15 protein-coding genes are annotated in these 20,506 nt (G+C 73.2%); 4 read left to right on the top strand and 11 right to left on the bottom strand.

The window, feature by feature from the left end:
- Positions 1-17: 17 nt before the first annotated feature.
- The 5 genes from AQJ64_RS08875 to AQJ64_RS08855 form a co-directional block, all read right to left on the bottom strand.
- Entirely contained in the window at positions 18-1,598 is a 1,581-nt protein-coding gene (locus AQJ64_RS08875) for an alpha/beta hydrolase (protein WP_055632664.1), read from the bottom strand.
- A 124-nt stretch (positions 1,599-1,722) separates the two neighbouring features.
- On the bottom strand, positions 1,723-2,373 hold the full coding sequence (locus AQJ64_RS08870; RefSeq protein WP_055632665.1) for a DUF4389 domain-containing protein: 651 nt from the start codon (positions 2,371-2,373) through the stop codon (positions 1,723-1,725).
- Positions 2,374-2,470: 97 nt separating this feature from the next.
- Positions 2,471-3,700, bottom strand: a complete 1,230-nt coding sequence (locus AQJ64_RS08865) for a PP2C family protein-serine/threonine phosphatase (protein WP_055632670.1) — start codon at positions 3,698-3,700, stop codon at positions 2,471-2,473.
- A 155-nt stretch (positions 3,701-3,855) separates the two neighbouring features.
- On the bottom strand, positions 3,856-5,370 hold the full coding sequence (gene glpK, locus AQJ64_RS08860) for a glycerol kinase GlpK (protein WP_055632666.1): 1,515 nt from the start codon (positions 5,368-5,370) through the stop codon (positions 3,856-3,858).
- 64 nt (positions 5,371-5,434) lie between these two features.
- The gene (locus AQJ64_RS08855) at positions 5,435-6,202 is read right to left on the bottom strand and encodes an IclR family transcriptional regulator (protein ID WP_055632667.1); all 768 of its coding nucleotides are present in this window, start codon (positions 6,200-6,202) and stop codon (positions 5,435-5,437) included.
- A gap of 196 nt (positions 6,203-6,398) precedes the next feature.
- Between AQJ64_RS08855 and AQJ64_RS08850 the strand changes: the two genes are divergently transcribed.
- Both AQJ64_RS08850 and AQJ64_RS08845 read left to right on the top strand, forming a co-directional pair.
- The gene (locus AQJ64_RS08850) at positions 6,399-6,824 is read left to right on the top strand and encodes an ATP-binding protein (RefSeq protein ID WP_055632668.1); all 426 of its coding nucleotides are present in this window, start codon (positions 6,399-6,401) and stop codon (positions 6,822-6,824) included.
- A 210-nt stretch (positions 6,825-7,034) separates the two neighbouring features.
- Positions 7,035-7,517 carry a roadblock/LC7 domain-containing protein gene (locus tag AQJ64_RS08845; RefSeq protein WP_059202549.1) on the top strand — a complete coding sequence of 161 codons (483 nt, stop codon included), beginning with the start codon at positions 7,035-7,037 and terminating at the stop codon, positions 7,515-7,517.
- Between the two features lie 76 nt (positions 7,518-7,593).
- Here AQJ64_RS08845 and AQJ64_RS08840 read toward each other — a convergent pair whose 3' ends face one another.
- Positions 7,594-8,196, bottom strand: coding sequence for a hypothetical protein (locus tag AQJ64_RS08840; protein WP_063808076.1), 603 nt, complete (start codon positions 8,194-8,196; stop codon positions 7,594-7,596).
- 179 nt (positions 8,197-8,375) lie between these two features.
- Here AQJ64_RS08840 and AQJ64_RS08835 point away from each other — a divergent pair, with 179 nt between their 5' ends.
- Entirely contained in the window at positions 8,376-10,115 is a 1,740-nt protein-coding gene (locus AQJ64_RS08835; protein WP_055637746.1) for a serine/threonine-protein kinase, read from the top strand.
- Between the two features lie 4 nt (positions 10,116-10,119).
- On the opposite strand, the gene AQJ64_RS08830 is transcribed toward AQJ64_RS08835, so the two are convergent.
- The 5 genes from AQJ64_RS08830 to AQJ64_RS08810 form a co-directional block, all read right to left on the bottom strand.
- A complete protein-coding gene (locus AQJ64_RS08830) occupies positions 10,120-11,085 on the bottom strand; it encodes a DUF1152 domain-containing protein (RefSeq protein WP_055637747.1) in 966 nt (321 codons plus the stop codon).
- 67 nt (positions 11,086-11,152) lie between these two features.
- Positions 11,153-12,517, bottom strand: a complete 1,365-nt coding sequence (locus AQJ64_RS08825) for an FAD-dependent oxidoreductase (RefSeq protein ID WP_055637748.1) — start codon at positions 12,515-12,517, stop codon at positions 11,153-11,155.
- A 133-nt stretch (positions 12,518-12,650) separates the two neighbouring features.
- On the bottom strand, positions 12,651-15,347 hold the full coding sequence (locus AQJ64_RS08820; protein ID WP_240512901.1) for a SpoIIE family protein phosphatase: 2,697 nt from the start codon (positions 15,345-15,347) through the stop codon (positions 12,651-12,653).
- A 51-nt stretch (positions 15,348-15,398) separates the two neighbouring features.
- Complete coding sequence (locus AQJ64_RS08815) at positions 15,399-17,921, bottom strand: SpoIIE family protein phosphatase (RefSeq protein ID WP_059202548.1); 2,523 nt, start codon at positions 17,919-17,921, stop codon at positions 15,399-15,401.
- Between the two features lie 213 nt (positions 17,922-18,134).
- Positions 18,135-18,791 (bottom strand): lipoprotein, encoded by a 657-nt coding sequence (locus AQJ64_RS08810; protein ID WP_059202547.1) that lies wholly within the window; start codon positions 18,789-18,791, stop codon positions 18,135-18,137.
- Positions 18,792-19,001: 210 nt separating this feature from the next.
- On the opposite strand from AQJ64_RS08810, the gene AQJ64_RS08805 reads away from it, so the two are divergent.
- Positions 19,002-20,429 carry an alkaline phosphatase family protein gene (locus AQJ64_RS08805; RefSeq protein WP_059202546.1) on the top strand — a complete coding sequence of 476 codons (1,428 nt, stop codon included), beginning with the start codon at positions 19,002-19,004 and terminating at the stop codon, positions 20,427-20,429.
- The last annotated feature ends 77 nt before the right edge of the window (positions 20,430-20,506 follow it).

Below are 20,506 nucleotides of genomic sequence, written 5' to 3'. Positions count from 1 at the left end.
CCTGCACGCCGCCCGGCTCAGCCGCGTGTCCCGGTGCCCAGCAGGGCGGGCAGCGGGTCGACGGGGCCGTCGCCCTGGGACCGCCGCGGGGCCGAGGGGCCGGTCGGCCAGACGGCGGGGCAGTGGGTGCCGTCGGCGGGGGGCACCAGGGTGGTCAGGTAGGTGTCGATGGCGTCGCGCGCGCAGGGGCTGCTCCAGTAGTCGCCGTGCCCGGCACCGTCGTAGGTGAGGAACACGGCCTCGCGGCCGATCTGGCGGGCGACGCCGGCGCCCCAGACGTGCGGGGTGGCGATGTCGTAACGGCTGTTGGTGACCAGGATCGGCGGGGTGCCGTCGATGTGCAGTTCGTGCTGCGGGTCGGCGACCTTCGCCGGCCAGCCCTGGCAGCCGGTCAGATCCGTCCAGGCGAGCGTGCTGAACCGGGTGACCGGCGCGACACGGGCGAGCCGCCGCCGATAGCCGGCGAGCGTGGCGTACGAGGGCACGGCGAGGTCGAAGTCCTGGCAGAGCACCGGGAAGTACCCGTACGCGGCCGGTGCGCCCTGCACCCGGAGGGAGGAGCGCGCCCCGGCGGGGTCCGGGGTGTCCAGGTCGGCGAGGAACTCGGCGAACCGGAACCAGTCGGCGGTGCCGTACAGGAAGTTGAGGGCCAGGCGCTGGAGGTGCTCGTCGGTGAAGAGGACATCGCCTCCCCAGCTCAGCTCACCGGCCGCGGCCCGCCGGTACAGCGAGTCGAACAGGGCGCGGACGTCACGGCCGTGGAGCACACAGGACGCGGTGCGGGCGCACCAGTCGGCGAACTGCCCGAACGACTCCTCCATCGCGGTCGCCCTGGTCTTCTGGAGGGTCCAGCTGTCCAGGCTGTGGTCGATGACGGAGTCGAGGGTCATCGCGCGGACCCGGTCGGGGAAGAGCTCGGCGTACCGCTCGCCGAGGGCGGTGCCGTAGGAGACGCCGTAGTAGCTGATCCGCTCCTCGCCGAGGCCCGCGCGGATCGCGTCCATGTCGCGGGCGACGCTGGTGGAGTCCATGTGGTCGACGAGGGACCCGGTGCGGGCGCGGCAGTCGTCGCCGAGCACCCTGTTCGTCCGGCGCAGGGCGGCGAAGGACGAGCCGCTGTCCGGGTACAGCAGCGACTCCTGGGCGGCGATCAGCTCCTCGTCGCAGGTCACCGGGTCACTGAGGCCGATGCCACGCGGGTCGAAGCCCACGATGTCGAAGCGCTCCAGCAGGTCGGGTGAGAAGGACAAGGGTGCGGCGAAGGCGAACTCCCGGCCGGAGCCGCCCGGGCCGCCGGGGTTGACCAGCAGCGGGCCGATCCGGTGCTCGGGGTCGGTGGCGCGATGACGGGCCAGGGCCAGATCGACCGTCGCGCCCTGCGGACGCTCCCGGTCGACGGGGACCGTGAGGGTGGCGCACTCGAAGGTGCCCACGCCGTACGGCGACTCGCAGGGCTGCCAGGTCAGGGGCTCCGGCGCCGGTGCGGCGACGGACGTGCCTCCCAGTAACTGGGCGAACAGCGCGGTGGCCAGCGCCCCGACGGCGAGTCTTCCGCGCCGCTTCGGACGCTCGGGGGAAGGCGGGTACGACGACGACACGAATGATCCTCCGTGAACGTGAAGGAGAAGTTCACCAACGGATCACAGCATCGCAAGGAACATGATCAGCCGTCAGAATCCCCCGGGCACGGCCGGCGGACGCGAGGGCGAAGCCGTCGAGCGGTCAGGGCAGCTCGGGGTCGGGGTCCGGGCCGCCCATGTCGAGGCGGAACGGCGGATAGACGTCCGTCATCAGGGTCACGTACGCGGCGACCCGCAGGACCCAGCGGTTGAGGCCGGTGATCAGGTCGAACAGGTCCCGCGGGTACTTCTCCGTGAAGAGCAGGATCACGGCGGCGATGATCGCCAGTACGGTCACCAGGCCGCCGTTCCACCAGCCGTACCCCCAGCTGCCGACGAAGAAGCCCACGACGATGTAGTGCGGGATGGCCAGCAGCCACCACTTCACCAGGACCAGACCCCGGGAGAGCCGCTCGGGGTAGACGATGTCCAGCCGGGCCGGGTAGTCGGGCTCCTCACCCAGACTGAACGGCGGGTAGCGGTCGGTGGCCAGGGCGCCGTACGCGTAGTAGGTGACCCGCCAGCTCCAGCGCAGCACGCCCAGATTGAAGTCGAACAGCGCACGCGGGTAGCGCTCGGTGAACAGGATCGCGAAGAAGGCGATCACCCCGACCACCGTGAAGGCGATCCAGAGGAAGAACAGCACCACGACGTGCGGGATGACCAGGATCCACTTCACCAGCCACAGCCAGCGCGACAGGGGCGCGTCGAGCCGTGCCGTCACCCGGACCGGCGCGGGCAGGGGATGCGACATTTCTCCCGCCTCCTGATTCACATGCGTGCCATCTGTTTCACGTGTTCCTCCTTCCACTGTGCCCCCGATGGCCCCGCGCCGCAGGGCCGCGGCCCGGTCAGAGGCGGATGACGATCAGGGCGGTGTCGTCGGTGTTGCCGGTCGCGGGGAGCAGATCGGCCAGGAGGGCGTCGGCGAGCTGCTCGGGGTCGTCCTTGCGGTGCCGGACCAGGGAGTCGGCGAGCCGGTCCAGACCGGTGTAGATGTCCTCCGTACGGCGCTCGACCAGCCCGTCGGTGTACAGCACGAGCGTGGCGCCCTCCGTGAAGGACGTACGGGCCTGCGGGCGCGCCAGGTGCTCGGGGCGGGCCGCGAGCGGCGGGTCCGTGGCCTCGTCGAGGAAGCGGACGGTGCCGTCGGGGTGCAGCAGCGCCGGGGGAGGATGCCCCGCACTGCTGTAGGTGACGGTCCGCTCGGCCCAGTCGATGAACGTCGACACGACGGTGGTGGACTCGGCGCCCTCGACCGAACGGGCGTACAGACCGAGGGCCTCCAGGGCTTGGGCCGGGCCGTCCGCCACCCGGCAGGCCGCGCTCAGCGCGCTGCGCAGCTGCCCCATGACACAGGCCGCCGCCAGGCCGTGCCCGACGACGTCACCGACCGCGACCGCGAGGTTCCCGCCCGGCAGATCGGCGAGGTCGTACCAGTCGCCGCACACGTTCAGCGCGCCGATCGCCGGCCGGTAGCGCACCGCCGCCGCGTGCTCCCCGGTCGGCCCCGGCGCGGGCAGCATCGCCGCCTGGAGGGCCAGGGCGACCTCGCGCTCATGGGCGTGCGCCCGGCGCAGCCGTTCGTTGACCTCCTGGAGCTCCCGCGCACGGGTGTACAGCTCGGCCTCCAGCACCCGGGCCCGGCTGTCGTCGCCCGGCCCGCCGAAGGCCCGGATCAGCTCGGTGACCTCCTCCACCCGGTGCACGATCAGCTCCACCTGCCCGTCGGGGCCGAGGACGGGCGCGTTGACCGGGCTCCAGAAGTGCTCCTGCCAGTGGCCGGGCCGGTCGGGGTCCTCGATGTCGTAGCGCAGCAGCGCCATCGTGTCGCGCTCGCCGGTGGCCACCGTGCGCAGCATCGACGTCTCGGTCTCGTGCCGGCCCGCCGCCGCCGGATCGTTGGGGTTCTCGGGGAAGACGTCGAAGATGTAGCGGCCCACCAACTGCTCGCGGGTGCGCCCGGCCAGCCGTACGAAGTCGTCGTTGGCGTCGGCGTAGACGAGATCGGGGGTGAGCAGGGCCACCATGCCGGGCAGGGCCCGGAACACCGCCGTGTAGTCGATCTGCGGTTTCCTCATGTCCTGCCTGTCTGGTTCGCGCCGGGCGTCGGTGTGCCGTTCCACGATAGGAGTCACGAGAGGAGTGCGGACACGGCTCGGTCAGCCCGACGTCGAGTCCCGGGATGCGGAGCCGTCCGTACGGGCTGCGGTGACGGGGACGGTGGACGCTCCGGTCACGGGGGCCTCGGCGGCTTCACCCATCCGAGTGACCGTTCGACGGCCCGCTTCCAGTTCTCGTACTCCGCCTCGCGCCGCGCCGGGTCCATGTCCGGGATCCACTGGGCCGCCCGGTGCCAGTTGCGGCGCAGGACCTCCAGATCGGGCCAGTAGCCGGCGGCGAGCCCGGCGGCGTAGGCCGCGCCGAGGGAGACCGTCTCGGCGACCATGGGCCGCACCACGGGCACGTCGAGGACGTCGGCGACGAACTGCATCAGCAGGTTGTCGGCCGTCATGCCGCCGTCCACCTTGAGCTGCTTCAGGGGCACCGAGGAGTCGGCGTTCATGGCGTCCACGACCTCCCGGGTCTGCCAGCCGGTCGCCTCCAGCACCGCCCGGGCCAGATGCCCCTTGGTGATGTACGAGGTCAGACCGACCATGACCCCCCGTGCGTCACTGCGCCAGTGCGGCGCGAACAGTCCGGAGAAGGCGGGGACGATGTAGCAGCCGCCGTTGTCCTCGACCGTGCGGGCGAGCGTCTCGATCTCCGGCGCGCTGCTGATCAGCCCCAGCCGGTCGCGGAACCACTGCACCAGCGAGCCGGTGACGGCGATGGAGCCCTCCAGGGCGTACACCGGCGGCTGTTCCCCGATCTTGTAGGCGACCGTGGAGAGCAGTCCGTGCCGGGACCGCACGAGGTCGCTGCCGGTGTTGAGCAGCAGGAAGCTGCCCGTCCCGTACGTGCATTTCGCCTCGCCCGGGGAGAAGCAGGTCTGGCCGAACAGGGCGGCCTGCTGGTCGCCGAGGGCGGCCGTGATCCGCACGCCGGGCAGCAGCGAACGGGCGGTGCCGTAGTGCTCGGCGGAGGACCGGATCTCGGGCAGCATGGGGCGCGGCACCCCGAAGAACGCCAGCAGTTCCTCGTCCCAGGTCAGTGTGCGGATGTTCATCAGCATGGTGCGGCTGGCGTTGGTGGCGTCGGTGATGTGCAGTCCGCCGTCCGGGCCGCCGGTCATGTTCCAGATCAGCCAGCTCTCCATCGTGCCGCACAGCACCTCGCCGTTCTCGGCGCGCCGCCGGAGCCCGTCGACCTGGTCGAACAGCCAGCCGAGCCGTAGCGCGGAGAAGTAGGTGGACGGAGGCAGACCGCACCGCGCCAGGAAGAACTCGTCCCCGGGATCGCTTCTGAGAGCCGTGACGAGAGGTTCGGTGCGGGTGTCCTGCCAGACGATCGCCCGGCCCAGGGGGGCGCCCGTGGCGCGGTCCCAGAGCACCGTGGTCTCCCGCTGGTTGGCGAGGCCGATCGCGGCGATGTCCTCGGCCCCGACGCCGGCGCCGGACAGCGTCTCCGGAACGATCCGCTGGAGGTTGCGCCAGATCTCGACGGCGTCGTGCTCGACCCAGCCGGGCCGGGGAAAGTGCTGCTGGTGCTCACGCTGGGCGACCGAGGCGAGCCGTCCGTGGTGGTCGAAGAGGATGCATCGGGTGGAGTTGGTGCCCTGGTCGATGGACATCACATAGCGCGCGACCATGATCGGGTCTCCCTTCCGACTCTTCGACCGACTTCTCGATCCGACTCTTCGACGCGGGCCGCGGTCACCAGCGGCTCGCGCCCAGATCCCTGGAGATCGCCCGTGCGGCCTCGCGCAGCAGGTTGATCAGGCTCGACCGGGGGTGACCCTGGCTGTCGCAGACCCGCTCGAGCTGGCCGGACAGCCCGATCGCGCCCACCACCAGGCCGCCGTGCCCGCGGATCGGCGCGGCGATCCCGGCCTCTCCCATGCTCATCTCCTGGACCTCGTCGGCCCAGCCGCGCTCCCGGATCTCGGCGAGCGCCCGGCTCAGCCGGCTCCGCTCGACCAGGGTGTGCCGGGTGTAGGCCTCCAGCCCCGGTTCCAGGGCCGGCTCCAGGGGCGCGGTGCCGTAGGCGAGCAGGACCTTGCCGAGGGAGGAGGCGTGCAGCGGCAGCAGCGATCCCACGTCCAGGGTCTGGAAGGTGTCGTCCGGCCGGAACACATGGTGGACGACCAGGACCTTGCCCTCCAGGGGGGTGCCCAGACGGACCGACTCCCCGCTGCGGGCGGCGAGGGCGTCGGCCCAGTTGATGGACCGCGAGCGCAGTTCGTTGACGTCGAGGTAGCTGGTGCCGAGGTGCAGCAGGGCCGCCCCGAGCTGGTACTTTCCGGTGGCGGGGTCCTGCTCCACGAAGTCCACGTGCTGGAGGGTGCGCAGGATGCCGTGGGCGGTGCCCTTCGCCAGCCCGAGCGAGGCCGCCACCTCGCCGAGCCCGAGACGACGGGGTCCGCCGGCGAGGAGACGCAGGATCGCCGCCGCCCGTTCGATCGACTGGACCGGGCCGGTCATGAGCCGAGCCTATTACCGTGGTGAGGGCTTCGCCCCCGCTGCGTGGGGACCGCCGATCCCCTGCCGGTCCGTGGCGTTCGGCAATGCCGACCGGGATTCGTTGACCCTCCTCCCCTTTGGTCCCTAACGTGCACTGAGGTCCGGCAAGAGCGCCGGTGCCCGGTATCGGCCGACAGCATTCACCGGAGGAGAGAAGATGGCGGTACAGCTCGGCATACTGTCCCGGGAGACCGTGGAACACGTGTGCCCGCTGCCGCCCGTCCCCGGGGCCGTCGCAGCCGTACGCCGGCGCGTGGGGGAGGTCCTCGCCGACTGGAAGGTGTCCGAGGAGATCGTCGACGACTCGCTCCTCGTGGTGTCGGAGCTGCTCACCAACGCGATCGTGCACGCCCTGCCCCCGGCGGAGCTGCGGCTCTCCTGGATCCGGGGCGAGGGACCCGGCACGCTGCGGGTCGAGGTCACCGACGCGGGTCCCGCCCTCGTGCCCGGCCAGACCCGTGCGGACATCGACCCCGACGAGCACGGCCGCGGCGAGCAGATCGTGCACGCCCTCGCGGCGGCACACGGCAAGCGGGTCCACTCCGGTGGGGTCACCCGGTGGGCGGATCTCGTCGCCGCGTGAACGCGGGCTCTTGATCGCGCTTCGGCTGATCGCGCTTCGGCGCGCGTGATCGACGGCAGCATGTTCCAGCGGAAAATGCCAAAGCGGTCCCCAGTGGCCGGTACTTTCCGTAACCTCGATCTCACCCGCACGCTCCGGGTCGCCTCAACGGCCCTTCCCCGCCCCGCACTTGAACCGCTCCTGCCGCCCACGCGCCGAAAGGACACGGTCATGGCCGTCGAGGCCGAGGTTCTGCACGAACTGCACCGGCTGCGCACGTGCGTGCCGCAGCTGAGAGGAGCGCTGGCGGCCAGCGCCGACGGACTCGTCCTCGCCCGGGACATGCCCGACGTCGAGGCGGAGGCGCTGGCGGCGCTCACCGCGGCGGCGCTGGGCGTCGGCCGCCGGATGGCCGACCTCGCGACGCGCGGGGAGTTCCGCGAACTGCTCGTCCGGGGCGCCGGGGGGTACGTCGCGACCTACGCGGCCGGCCCGTCCGCCGTGCTCACGCTGCTCGCGGACGACCGGGTCAACGTCGGCCGGCTCCATCTCGAAGGGCGGCGCAGCGGGACCCGTATCGCCGAACTGATGGCGACGGACGCCACCCCCGAACGCCCCCGCCTCCCCGACGGGCCGCCGCCCCCCGCCCTCCCGCCCCGCACCCTGGGCTCCCTGCCCCTCCGCATCCCCCCACAGTCCCGCTACGGCTCCTGAGCACGGGGGGCGTCAGACCGGTACCGGGGCGTGCGGGGGCACCGGGCGCAGCGGATGTTCCGGCCGCCGCGGCGGTTCAGCCGGTGGAACCCTCCGCGCGGCCGCGGCGTCGGGTGGCGGTGCGGCGGCGGGTTCCCACCCGTTCGGGGCCGGGGCCGGGGCCGGGGCCCGCGGGGGCGCTGAAACCGCCGGGGACCAGGCGGGGCGGGGCCACCGTCGGGGGCGCGGGCGAGGGGGGACGGGCGTGGCCCTCGCGCTCCCCGTCCCTGGGCGGGGGCGGCGGCGGAACGGCGCGGCTGATCACCCGCGCGTGCGGCATCAACGGGGCGCAGGCGGCGCACACTTCGGTGAGCGTCCACACCTGGCCGACCGCCGGGTCGTGCCGCAGCACGAGGACGACCGTCCCCGCGCAGTTGACCCGGGTGCCCTCGTGCAGCGCGCACCGCTGGCGCCGGCACCAGCAGGCGGCGTCGTGATGCACCGCCGCCGCTCTGGCGTGCGCGGCCGCGTGGGCCTCGGCGAAGCGGCGCAGCGCCGCGAGATCCCGGGAGCGCGGCGGCATCGCGCACGCCGACGAGCAGGTGACCGACGCGGAGCGGTCCCGGTGCCCGACCACGCGGATCGTCCAGCAGCGGCCGGGACGGCGGGCCGAGGGGGCGTCAGGGTACGTAAGAGCCAAAGCACATGTCCTTCGTGGTGATCGTGGGGGGAGGGCGACGAGTCCGGAGTGGTTCCGGCACGGCGGCCCGCCGGAAGAAGTGACCTCGTTCACAGCATGCCCGTGCCGGGGCGGACCATTCGCGCTGTGCCCCCCTTGGCGGACACACCACTGTCCGCGTCTACCCCTAAGCTCCCCCCATGAACACCGGGGAACCCGACAGACGCGTCATCGATGGCCGATTCGAGCTGCTGCACCGGCTCGGAGGCGGAGGCATGGGGTGGGTGTGGCGCGCCCGCGACCTGGCACTGCACCGTGACGTGGCCGTGAAAGAGGTACGGCCGCCGGATCCGGCGCTGGCCGAATACGACCCCGAGGGCGCCCGCACCCTGCGCGAGCGCGTCCTGCGGGAAGCCCGCGCCCTGGCCCGTGTCCACCACCCCAATGTCGTCACCATCCACCACATCGTCGACGGCGGCGAGAACACGTATCCCTGGATCGTGATGGAGCTGGTCACCGGCGGCTCGCTCCAGGACCGGCTCCAGCAGGGCGTGTTGACCCCGGTGGAGGCCGCGCGCCTGGGGCGCGAGGTGCTGTCCGCGCTGCGCGCCGCGCACGCCGTCGGCATCGAGCACCGCGATGTGAAACCGGCCAACGTGCTGCTGCGCCCCGACGGGCGGCCCGTCCTCACCGACTTCGGCATCGCCGCCCTGCGCGAGGCCACCAGCCTCACCGCGACCGGCTCCGTCATAGGCTCGCCCGACTTCATGGCGCCGGAGCGCGTCAGCGGCAAGGACGGCGGCCCGGCCGCCGACCTCTGGTCGCTGGGAATGCTGCTCTACGTCGCCGTGGAGGGGCACCATCCGCTGCGCCGCTCCAGCACCCTCGCCACCCTGGCCGCCGTACTCGCCGAGGATGTGCCGCCACCCCGGCAGGCGGGCCCGCTGACCGGCCTCCTCACCACGCTCCTCGTCCGCGACCCGCAGGCCCGCCCGGACGCCGAGGAGGTCGACCGGCTGCTCGCCGCGGTGACGGGGGAGGCGGTGCACACGCCGGTGGCGCCGCCGGGTGTCTTCGGCGCTCCGGTGGCTCCGGCCATGGGCGTCGCCGCGCAGGCCCCGGCCACGGGTTTCGGGCCGGCGCCCTCGGCTGTCACCGGTGCGCCCCACGGCGGCCCGGCCATCGCCTTCACCGGCGCGCCGACCTCCTATCCGATCGCGCCGCCGGCCTCCCTTCCCACCCAGGCTCCCGCCGCCGGCGATGTGACGGTCCCGGCCGCTCCCACCCCCCGCGGGCCCGGCCGGATCTTCGCGTCGACCGTCGCCAGGGCCGTCATCGGCACCGCTCTGACCGGTGTCCTCGTGTGGGCGGTCCCGCAACTGCAGGACGACGGCGGTGACACCGGGGCCGCGGCCGGGCCCAGCACCTCCGCCTCGCAGGGCGGCACGTCGAGCTCCTCGTCCGGCGCGCAGTCCGGCGGCAAGCTCGACCTGCTCACGGAGGACGGGGTCCGTACGGTGGTGAAGAAGCTGAAGGCCGCCGCCGGCAGTTCGAAGGTCACCAGCCTCGTGGTGTACCCGGAGTACGCCATCGCCGAGGTGCCCGTCGAGGGCAGCGCGAAGCTCTACGACCGCTACGAGTACCGGGGCGGGGACGTGGCCGTGAAGGACGGTCCCGGCGGCACCGTGCGCAGCGGCGACACCCCCGTCGATCTGGATTCCTTCAACTGGGACGCGGTGCCCACCCTGCTCACCACGGCCGGGCGCAGCCTCAACATCAGCGACCCCACCAGCCGCTATCTGGTGATCAACCCGGCGTCCACGATCTTCGACGACCCGCCGACGATGAATGTCTACCTCGCCGACGACTACGGCGGCGCCTACCTGGAGGCCGACCGGAACGGCAAGGTGATCGAGGCCCACGCCCGCGACGACGGCTGACGCCTCAGTGGGGGAACGCCCGGGGCTGCCGCAGGACGGGGAGTTCCTCGCGGAACTCCGCTATGCGGGTACTGATCTGGCGCATCAGGACGGTGTCCAGGAGACGGTCGAGATAGAGGTTGCGGCGGGCGAGGCCCACGGCGTCGACGCAGAAGTACACGGACATGAGCGGATTGACGAAGAGTTCGCTGCCCCGGGTGCGCTCGGTGAAGCGCACGTCGCCGAACTCACCGCGTACGGCGGCGGCGACGGAGCCGTTGACGATGCTCGGGTGCCCCGGCGTCGAGGCCTGGGCGTGCGCCACCGCGTCCAGGTACAGGGACCCCTCACGGCTGTCCCGGGGCAGGGAGAACGCGCCGAGGTAGGCGCCCTCGCGGTCCAGTGCGGCCAGGTTCTCCAGGACGAGCGCGTGGTTGACGCCGTGATAGGCGTCCACGCCGAAGCCCAGGCAGGCCACCAGCCGGTGCTCGACCTCGGCCAGGGCGTGCACGGCGGCCAGGCTGGCCATGTCCTCCTCGGGCGTACCCAGTCCGTGCTCGTCGCCGCGCATCAGGATGTCCGTGCCGCCGTCCACCAGGACGACGGCGTCGACCCCGCCCAGATGGTCCACGAGCGCCCGGTAGGCGTCCCGCAGCGGGGCGACGCCGGTGCGGGGGAAGGCGTACACGGTGGCGGGCAGTCCCTGGCCCTCGAGCCAGCGGGCCAGGGCGTGTTCGGGGAAGTAGTCGCCGCGGGCCGGGGTGTCCGGACGCACCGCCGCCACGTCCGGCTCCAGCCAGACCTCGTCGGGCAGGCCGTACAGCTCGGTGAAGGACAGATTGGCCAGGTGGACGTCCTTGCCGGCCGACCGCAGCGCGAGCGCCAGCGGAAGGCCCGCGTACACGTCGAAACCGCCGCCCGCACCGGCGACGAGCACCCGCCGCGCATCACGCAGACGGGTGAACAGGGGAGGCTCGTGGAGGGAGAACACCCCGGGAAGTTAGCAGGCGGCGATCATGCGGCCCACCGAATACCCGGGGTTCCTGCCACGGTGGTGACTACGCGCCGCTCTCCCGCAGCATGTCCTCGCGCTCGACGAGCTTCACGCGCTCACGGCCCTGCGGCTCGCCCAGCGCCTTCTCGGCGGCGTCCAGCTTGTACCAGCCCTCCCAGGTGGTGAAGCGGACCGCGCGCTCGGCGAGGAACGCGTCCACCGCCTCCGGCTCCGGTGCGGACGGGGCGTGCAGACGGCCGTTCGCGTGGTCGTCCAGCAGGTTCGACACCGTCTCGTTGGCGTCGCCCTTGGTGTGGCCGATCAGACCGACCGGGCCGCGCCGGATCCAGCCGGTGACGTACACCGACTGAAGGTGCGCGCCGCTCTCCTCGATGACCCGGCCGCCCTCGTCGGGGACCGTGCCCGAGCCGATGTCCCAGGGCAGCTTGGGCAGCTTCTCGGAGAGGTAGCCGACCGCACGGTAGATCGCGGTGACGTCCCAGTCCTTGAACTCGCCGGTGCCCCTGACGTTCCCGGTGCCGTCGAGGGCGGTGCGCTCGGTGCGCAGGCCGACGACCCTGCCGTCCTCGCCGAGGATCTCCGAGGGCGACTCGAAGAAGTGCAGGAACAGCTTGTGCGGGCGGTCGCCGGTGTCGCGGATCGCCCAGTTCTCCAGCGTCTTGGCGACCATGTCGGCCTGCTTGTTGCCGCGCCGGGTGGCGATCGAGCCCTCGTCGTAGTCGATGTCCTCGGGGTCGACGATGACCTCGATGTTCGGGGAGTGGTCCAGCTCCCGCAGCTCCATCGGGGAGAACTTCGCCTGCGCCGGGCCGCGGCGGCCGAAGACGTGGATCTCCCGCGCCTTGTTGGCCTTCAGGCCGTCGTGGACGTTCGGCGGGATCTCCGTCGGCAGCAGCTCGTCGGCCGTCTTCGCGAGGACGCGGGCGACGTCGAGGGCGACATTGCCGACGCCCAGCACGGCGACCTTCTCCGCCTCCAGGGGCCAGGTGCGCGGCACGTCGGGGTGACCGTCGTACCAGGAGACGAAGTCGGCGGCGCCGTAGGACCCGTCGAGCTCGATGCCCGGTATGGACATCTCGCGGTCGGCCGTCGCGCCGGTCGAGAAGATCACCGCGTCGTAGAAGGCGCGCAGGTCGTCGATGCTGATGTCGGTCGGGTAGTCGACGTTGCCGAACAGGCGGATCTGCGGCTTGTCGAGGACCTGGTGCAGGGCGGTGATGATGCCCTTGATCCGGGGGTGGTCCGGGGCCACGCCGTAGCGGATCAGTCCGAACGGGGCCGGCATCCGCTCGAAGAGGTCGATGGAGACACCGGGGTCGGCGGCCGCATCGGACTTGAGCAGCGCGTCGGCGGCGTAGATCCCGGCGGGGCCGGCTCCGACGATGGCTACCCGCAGGGGGCGGGGCATGATCAGGTTCCCTTCGAGCGGTGACAGATCGACTCGGGGGAAGCCTAAACTGAGGCATACCTAAGTCGGTACGCGGGTCCGGTCTATGGACTCATAAACGTCATTTATGAGCCAGTGGACGCATCAACCCCGCTCACGGCAGCGGCTGTTCCGCCCAGATGACCTTGCCGGTGGGGGTGTACCGGGTGCCCCAGCGGTCGGTGAGCTGGGCGACCAGGAACAGTCCGCGGCCGCCCTCGTCCGTCATCGCCGCGTACCGCAGATGCGGCGAGGTGCTGCTGGCGTCGGACACCTCGCAGATCAGTGTGCGGTCGCGCAGCAGCCGGACCCGGACCGGCGCGATGCCGTAGCGGATCGCGTTGGTGACCAGCTCGCTCAGGATCAGCTCCGTCGTGAACGACAGCTCCTCCAGCTCCCACACGGCCAGCTGCCGCACGACCGCCGACCGCACCTCGCCCACCGCGGCCGGATCCACCGGTACGTCCCACTCGGCCACCCGGTCGGCGCCGAGCGCCCGGGTGTGCGCCACGATCAGCGCGATGTCGTCGTTCGGGCGGGCCGGCAGCAGCTCGTCCAGGACACTGCGGCAGGCCTCCTCCGGCGTGCCGTCGGCGCTCCGCTCCAGCGCCGTGCGCAGCAGCTCCAGACCGGTGTCGATGTCCCGCTGCCGGTCCTCCACCAGTCCGTCCGTGTACAGCACCAGCCGGCTGCCCTCCGCCAGCTCCAGCTCGACCGTCTCGAACGGCAGCCCGCCCAGGCCCAGCGGCAGCCCGGCCGGTACGTCGGGGTACTCCACCCGGCCGTCGGGGTGGACCAGCGCCGGCGGCGGATGCCCGGCCCGCGCCATGATGCACCGCCGGGACACCGGGTCGTAGATCGCGTACAGACAGGTCGCCCCGGACACCGGCCCGTGGGCGCCGTCCGCCGCCTCGTCCTGGTCGATCCGGGTCACCAGCTCGTCCAGCAGCCCGAGCAGTTCCTCGGGCGGCAGGTCCAGCGCGGAGAAGTTGTGCACGGCCGTGCGCAGCCGCCCCATCGTGGCCGCCGCGTGCAGCCCGTGCCCGACCACGTCCCCGACGACCAGTGCCACCCGCGCCCCCGACAGCGGCAGGACGTCGAACCAGTCGCCGCCCACCCCGGCCTGCGCCGGCAGATAGCGGTAGGCGATGTCCAGCGCGTTCTGCTCGGGCAGGGTGCGGGGCAGCAGACTGCGCTGGAGGGTGACCGCCAGGCCGTGCTCACGGGTGAAGCGGCGCGCGTTGTCGATGGAGACCGCCGCCCGTGCCACCAGCTCCTCCGCCAGCGCCACCTCCTCCGGGTCGAACGGCTCGGGCCGCTCCGACCGCAGGAAACTCACCACGCCCAGTACCAGCGCGCCCGCCCGCACCGGCACCGTGATCAGCGAGTGGATGCCGAACTCCATGATCTGCTCGGTCCGCTCCAGATCCTGCGCCCGCCAGCCCGGCGCCTCCGCCAGCCGCGCCTCCAGCACGGCCCGTTCCGTCTCCAGCGCACGGGCCTGCGGCGCCGAGTCCACGAACCGGATCCGCTCGCCCACGGCGTACAGCGGCGAACCCTTGCGGACCCCGCTCATCGCCGTGCGCCGCAGCGCGCCCCGCGCCTCCGGCTCCTCCCCGGCCAGCACCGCGTCGAACAGGTCGACGGTGACGAAGTCCGCGAACCGGGGCACCGCCAGCTCGGTCAGCTCCTCCGCCGTCCTGGTGACGTCCAGGCTCGTGCCGATGCCCACCCCGGCCGCGTACAGCAGGTCCAGGCGCTCCCGGGCCGCCTCCGCCCGGCCGGACAGGGCGCGCAGCTCCGTGGAGTCACGCAGCGTGGCCACGCTGCCCTCCGGGCCGCCCGCCAGGTCGGTGGGCCGCTGGTTGATCGCCAGCAGCCTGCCGCCGACCAGATGCACCTCGTCCGTGACCATCCGCCCCGACGCCAGCAGCTCGGCGGTACCGGGGTCCAGGCCCAGGTCCAGGACCTGGCGGCGCTCGGCGTCCGGCGGCAGGTCGAGCAGCCGGTGCGCCTCGTCGTTGGCGAGCAGCAGCTCGCCGTCCCCGCCGACGATGATCACCCCTTCGCGTACGGCGTGCAGCACCGCGTCGTGGTGCTCGTACATCCGGGTCATCTCGCGCGGCCCGAGACCATGGGTCTGCCGCAGCAGCCGGCGGCTGACCAGCGCGGTGCTCGCGGTGGCCAGGGCGAGCGCCACGGCGGCGCTGCCGAGGACGAGGGGCAGTTGACGGTCGGCGTTGCCGCCGACGTGCCGGGTGGTGATGCCCGACGACACCAGACCCACCACCGTCCCGTCGGGAGCCTTCACCGGGACGACGGCCTGGACCAGCCGGCCGATGGTGCCGTCGACCTCCTCGACGACGGTGCCGCCCGCCAGCGCGGGCTGGATGTTCCCGACGAACTTCTTGCCGATGCGGTCCGGTTTGGGATGGGTGTAGCGGATGCCGTCGGTGTTCATCACGACGATGAAGTCCATGTCGGCGGCCTTGCGGGCGGCCTCGGCCGACGGCTGGAGCACCGCCGTCGGATCCGGGCCGCGCAGGGCCTCGACGATGCCCGGGGAGTTGGCGAAGGTCTGCGCGACGGCGAGGGAGCGGTTGCGGGCCTCCTGGGTGGTGTCGTGGCGGACCTGCAGCAGCAGCGCCACGACGGCCGCCACGACCAGCAGCAGCACGATCGCCACCTGCAACACGAACACCTGCGCCGCGAGACTGCGCCCGCCCAGCGCGGACTCCGGCGCACGCCGAACTCCCGGGCCCCGGGGACGACGGGCGGGCCGGGCACTCGGGCGCCCCAGGACACGTGCCATGTGCCATTCCTACACTGCCCGGCCCCATGAGGCGAGAGGCGTCACACAGGGTCACGGAACGGGTCGGTCACGCTCCCCCTCCGCGCGAGCTCCGAGGCGGGTCGGGAGGGTGGCGAGCAGCAGCGCGATGTCGTCCGCCCGGTCCACCGCCCGCCGGGCCGAGGCGGTCAGCCGGTCGGCGACCTCCCCCAGGGAACCCGCGGCCCCGTCGCCCGTCCCGTCGCCCGCCTCGGCGAGCGCCGTGCGCAGGGCCGCGATGCCCTCGTCGATGTCCTGCCCGGGCCGTTCCACCAGCCCGTCCGTGTACAGCGCCAGGATCGCGCCCGGCTCCAGCCGCAGCTCCGCCACCGGGTACCGGGCGCGCGGGTCGACCCCCAGCACCACCCCGCCCGGCAGGTCCACCACCGTCGTACGGCCGTCGGGCCCGCGCAGCAGCGGCGGCAGATGGCCGGCCCGGGCCGCCCGCGCCCGGCCCGTCGCCGGGTCCAGCCGGACGTAGCAGCAGCTGGCGAACTGGCCGGGGTCGAGGTCGATGAGGAGATGGTTGGTGCCGGACATGACCTCCTGCGGCGGATGGTCGCCGAGCGCGAACGCCCGCACCGCGCTGCGCAGCTGCCCCATGGTGGCCGCCGCCTGCACCCCGTGCCCCTGGACGTCCCCGATGACCAGTGCGAGCCCTTCGCCCGCCTCCACCACGTCGTACCAGTCGCCGCCCACGTCCATGCCCTCGGTGCCCGGCAGATAGCGCCCCGCGGTCTCCACGCGCGCGTGCTGCGACAGCCGCCGGGGGAGCAGCGCCTGCTGGAGCCCGCGCGCGAGGGCCGCCTCCGTGTCGTAGCGCTGGGCCTTCTCCATCGCGTGGGCGATCAGCCCGGCGAGCGCGGTCAGCACGGTGCGCTCCTCCTGGCTGAAGCTGCGCGGGCCGTCGAAACCGAGGATGCAGGAGCCGACCGGGCGGCCCGAGGCGATCAGCGGGAGGAAGGCGCGGGCGCCCGACGTCGCGTCCAGCTCGATGCCCGGGTAGGCGGCCGAGATCTGCTGCATCGAGTCGAAGAACAGTGGACGGCCGGTGGTGAGCGTCTCCACACCGGGCAGCCGGGCGTCCAGGCCCACCCCCTCGAACGACGTGAGGAAGCCGTCGGGGAAGCCGCTCTCCCACGCCAGGTACAGATGCCGCTCCTGGAGCAGGTAGATCGCGAGCCGGCGGCCGCCGAACGCGGGGAGCAGCTCCTGCATGACCACCTCCGACACCTGGCGGGCGGTCACCGCCTCGGTGAGCGCGATCGCCAGCACGATCGGCCGGTAGAACGGGGCGGTCTGCGCGGCCGGGTCCGGCGCGGAGACCGCGGTGTCCACCGGTTCGACGGCCGCGTCGGGCGGGACACGGTTCGCCGGGACGGCGGTGCAGGTCAGCAGGTCGGGGCCGGGGTAGGCGGAGATGCTCAGCCAGTCGCCCTCGAACACGCGCGGGCCGTCGGCGGGTCGCCGTACATGGAAGTGCACCGGCTCCGGCGACAGCAGGGCGCCCCGCAGATGCTCCTCGCCGGCCGGCTGGTTCAGCCAGGGCACGGCCTCCCACAGCGGCCGGCCGGCCAGCTCTTCGCGGGCCACCCCCAGGAAGTGCGCGGCCCGGGCGTTGGCGTACACGACCAGCCCCAGCCGGTCGACGCAGAACACGCCCTCCGGAAGGAGGTCCGCCGCGCCGTCGGCGAGGGCGCCGGCACCCGGGTCGAGGAGGACTCCGGTGACGGACCCGGCCGGCGCCCCGGCCGCCGCCCACAGCTCCAGCAGCCGCAAGCCGCCCTCGGTGGTGCGCACCTCCAGCGGCAGCGGCGGCGGGCTGCCCCGCGCCGTCTCCTTCAGCAGGTCGGGGAGGCGGTGGGCATCGGCCGGGTCGACGGCCCGGGCCAGCTCCTCCAGCGTGCCGGGGACGTCCCCCGGCGGCAGCCCGAACAGCGCCCGTGCCCGGTCGTCGGCGTCGACGGTGTCGGACGCCGGGTCCCACGAGAACCGTCCGACCCGCCCCGGCGCGGGCCCCGCCGCCGGCGGCCGTACGCACACCGGTGCCTCGTCCCAGGTGACCGGCGCGCCCTCGGCCTCCAGCCGCACCAGCTCCGCCGCGAGACCGTCCGCCACCCGCGCCAGCCGCTCCTGCTCGGCCAGCACCTCCGCCGCGTCGGCGGCCGCCGCCCGCAGCACGATCAGCACCCCGAAGGACCGGCCCCGCGCCGCGACCGGGAGGTACAGCGACCCGAACTGGAACGGCAGCCCCGCCGCCAGCTGCGGATAGCGCCGCATCGTCTCCGTGGCGTTCGCCAGCACCACCGGTACGCCCGTCCGCTGTACGTCCACCACCGGAAACGGCCGGTCCACATGCACCCGCCACCACGGTCGGAACAGCGGGCCGGGCAGCCCCGCGAGCACCGCGAGCCGCATCATCCCGGGGGTGCGTGAGCGCAGGTACACGCCCCCGGCACGCCCGTCCGCCGCCCGCAGCGCGTCAACCGCGGCCGCGGTCAGCAGCGCGGGCGGCGGCCCGGACGGCCTCCGCTCGTCCCCGGCGCTCCCAGTCATCGGCCCTACCTCGTCCGTGCGCCGCCGCGTGGGCCACACAGCAAGAATGCGCCACACCTCCCTTGATGTGCATCCGGACCCGGGCACGTGGCGGGCGGTGAGGCGGGCCTGCCGGGCGGTGTCGGGGCATGGTGCGGGGCCGGTCGGCCGGAGGGCGTCAGGGTGTCGGGCGAGGTGGGGCGAGGTCGGGCGAGGTGGGCCCGGTGGGTGGGGTCAGGGGGTCGTGCGCAGGGTTGTCTTCGCGAGTTCGTACGCCGGGAGCATCTCCTCGTGCTCCTCGTCGTCCAGGCCGCCGAGGTGCAGTACGACCGGGCCGTCGGGGGTGATGACGGCGAGGGCGTGGGAGGTCCGGAGCTCCCCGCTGCCGGGCGTGACGTACTCGACCTCGGTGCCGGTGACGTCGTCGGCCTCGAAGCCGCGGTACTTCTCCCGGGACGCCCCCTCCTCGGCGGCGACGAAGTCCTCCAGCACGGCGCGGGCGCTGGCGTCCCCCGGCTCGCCGGTCCACACCCGCAGGAAGCCGATGTTCCCGGCGGGCTTGGCGTCGATCTCGCAGGCCATGGTGACGGGCCCCTGGCGCAGGAACGCGTCGGCCAGATCCGCCAGGTCCTCGCTCACGCCCGCCAGCCCGGCCTCGGCGTCGACCGCCTTCGGCTTCCAGGACTCGGCGATGTCGAAGGTGACCGGCAGCTCGCAGGCCGATCCGGCCGCACCCACGCTCGCCCCGCGCCGCGCGACCTCGACCCGAGCCGCCGTCGCGTCCCCGGCCCGCGCCGATTCCCCGTCCCCCGTCGAACAACCGCCGACCAGTCCCGTCAGCAGGACCGCCAGGGCCAGCCCCCGCCGTCCGTTCCCCACCCCATGGCGCACCGCGCGGTCTCCTCCCGATGTCGGCGGTGCACTGTAACGCGCGAGGTCAGCCGTCCCGTACCGGAATACGGCCGTGACCGTCCGGACGGAATCCGACGCCCGTTCAGGCCTTCGGGTGAGGGCGGGTGACATCCCGTCACCTCCAGGGCGTGCCCGGGCACCCATGGCCGTATCGGGAACACCGCGCGACGAGGAGGAGAAGGGGAACCCATGACCGAGCTGACGCGCCGCAGAGTCCTGGGCTCGGCCGCCGGCGCGCTGGGCGGCGCCGCGGCCCTCTCCCTGCTCCCGCCGAGCGTGCGCAGGGCCGTCGCGGCCGAACCGCCCCGGCGCGGTTCGCTCGCCGACGTCGAACACGTGGTCCTGCTGATGCAGGAGAACCGTTCGTTCGACCACTACTTCGGCACCCTGTCCGGGGTGCGCGGCTTCGCCGACCCGGACGCCCTGGTCCTCGACACCGGCCGCTCGGTCTTCCACCAGCCGGACCCCGAGAACCCCGAGGGCCATCTGCTGCCCTTCCACCTCGACACCCGCACCACCAGCGCCCAGTCCATCCCCTCCACCAGCCACGCCTGGTCGGTGCAGCACGACGCCTGGAACGGCGGCCGGATGGACCGCTGGCTGCCGGCCCACCGCAGGGCCGACGGCGTCAACGCCCCCTACGTCATGGGCTACCACACCCGCGAGGACATCCCCTTCCACTTCGCGCTCGCCGAGACCTTCACCCTCTGCGACCACTACTTCTGCTCGGTCCTCGGCCCGACCTGGCCCAACCGCCTGCTGTGGATGACCGGCACCCTCGACCCCGGGGGCACGCTCGGCGGTCCGGTGACCGACAACACCGCGCCGGTGCCGTACCGCTGGACGACGTACGCCGAGCGCCTCCAGGCGGCCGGGATCAGCTGGAGGGTGTACCAGCAGGAGGACGACTACGCCTGCAACATGCTGGAGCAGTTCGCCGCGTTCCGCGACGCCCTCCCGGGCTCCGAGCTGTACGAGCGCGGTGTGCGGCCGCAGCCGGAGGGGACCTTCGAGGACGACGCCCGGGCGGACCGGCTGCCGACCGTGTCCTGGATCATGCCGACGAGCCACCAGTCGGAACACCCGGACTATCTGCCGGCCGCAGGAGCCGACTTCATCGCCTCGAAGATCGAGGCCATCGCCGCCCGTCCCGAGGTGTGGCGCAAGACGGCCTTCCTCCTCACCTACGACGAGAACGACGGCCTGTTCGACCACGTCCCCCCGCCGACCCCGCCCCCCGGCACCCCCGGCGAGTTCGTCCGGGGCCTGCCGGTCGGCGGTGGCTTCCGGGTCCCCGCGATCGTCGTCTCGCCCTGGACCGTGGGCGGTTGGGTGGCCTCGGAGCCCTTCGACCACACCTCCTCGCTGCGGTTCCTGGAGCGGGTCACGGGGGTCGAGGAGCCCCAGATCAGCGCCTGGCGGCGGACCGCCTTCGGCGACCTCACCTCCGCCTTCCGGTTCTCCTCCGCCCGCCCCCTCGCACCCCGCCTGCCCGACGACACCGCGGAGCGACTGGCACGGGCGGAGGAGGCGGTGGCCACCCTGCCCGCGCCCACCCCGCCGGGCGGGCCGCAGACGCTCCCGCAGCAGGAGCCGGGGAGCCGACCGCACGTGTGACGTTCCGTCATCGTCCGGATGCGCGCAGTCGCGACCGGCGTCCGAGTGATCCTGGCAGGCCCTCATCGCGTCTTCAC

Origin of the sequence: Streptomyces griseoruber, from assembly GCF_001514205.1 — a bacterium.
GTDB lineage: Bacteria > Actinomycetota > Actinomycetes > Streptomycetales > Streptomycetaceae > Streptomyces > Streptomyces griseoruber.
The sequence above is the reverse complement of the archived record's forward strand: the minus strand, read 5'-3'. Positions and strand labels throughout refer to the sequence as shown.

What these genes read in the sequence shown, in the direction of transcription:
- AQJ64_RS08870 (WP_055632665.1), bottom strand. Translation starts at nt 2,373, where the DNA reads ATGTCGCATCCCCTGCCCGCGCCGGTCCGGGTGACGGCACGGCTCGAC.
- AQJ64_RS08865 (WP_055632670.1), bottom strand. Translation starts at nt 3,700, where the DNA reads ATGAGGAAACCGCAGATCGACTACACGGCGGTGTTCCGGGCCCTGCCC.
- glpK (WP_055632666.1), bottom strand. Translation starts at nt 5,370, where the DNA reads ATGGTCGCGCGCTATGTGATGTCCATCGACCAGGGCACCAACTCCACC.
- AQJ64_RS08855 (WP_055632667.1), bottom strand. Translation starts at nt 6,202, where the DNA reads ATGACCGGCCCGGTCCAGTCGATCGAACGGGCGGCGGCGATCCTGCGT.
- AQJ64_RS08850 (WP_055632668.1), top strand. Translation starts at nt 6,399, where the DNA reads ATGGCGGTACAGCTCGGCATACTGTCCCGGGAGACCGTGGAACACGTG.
- AQJ64_RS08845 (WP_059202549.1), top strand. Translation starts at nt 7,035, where the DNA reads ATGGCCGTCGAGGCCGAGGTTCTGCACGAACTGCACCGGCTGCGCACG.
- AQJ64_RS08835 (WP_055637746.1), top strand. Translation starts at nt 8,376, where the DNA reads ATGAACACCGGGGAACCCGACAGACGCGTCATCGATGGCCGATTCGAG.
- AQJ64_RS08825 (WP_055637748.1), bottom strand. Translation starts at nt 12,517, where the DNA reads ATGCCCCGCCCCCTGCGGGTAGCCATCGTCGGAGCCGGCCCCGCCGGG.
- AQJ64_RS08820 (WP_240512901.1), bottom strand. Translation starts at nt 15,347, where the DNA reads ATGGCACGTGTCCTGGGGCGCCCGAGTGCCCGGCCCGCCCGTCGTCCC.
- AQJ64_RS08815 (WP_059202548.1), bottom strand. Translation starts at nt 17,921, where the DNA reads ATGACTGGGAGCGCCGGGGACGAGCGGAGGCCGTCCGGGCCGCCGCCC.
- AQJ64_RS08805 (WP_059202546.1), top strand. Translation starts at nt 19,002, where the DNA reads ATGACCGAGCTGACGCGCCGCAGAGTCCTGGGCTCGGCCGCCGGCGCG.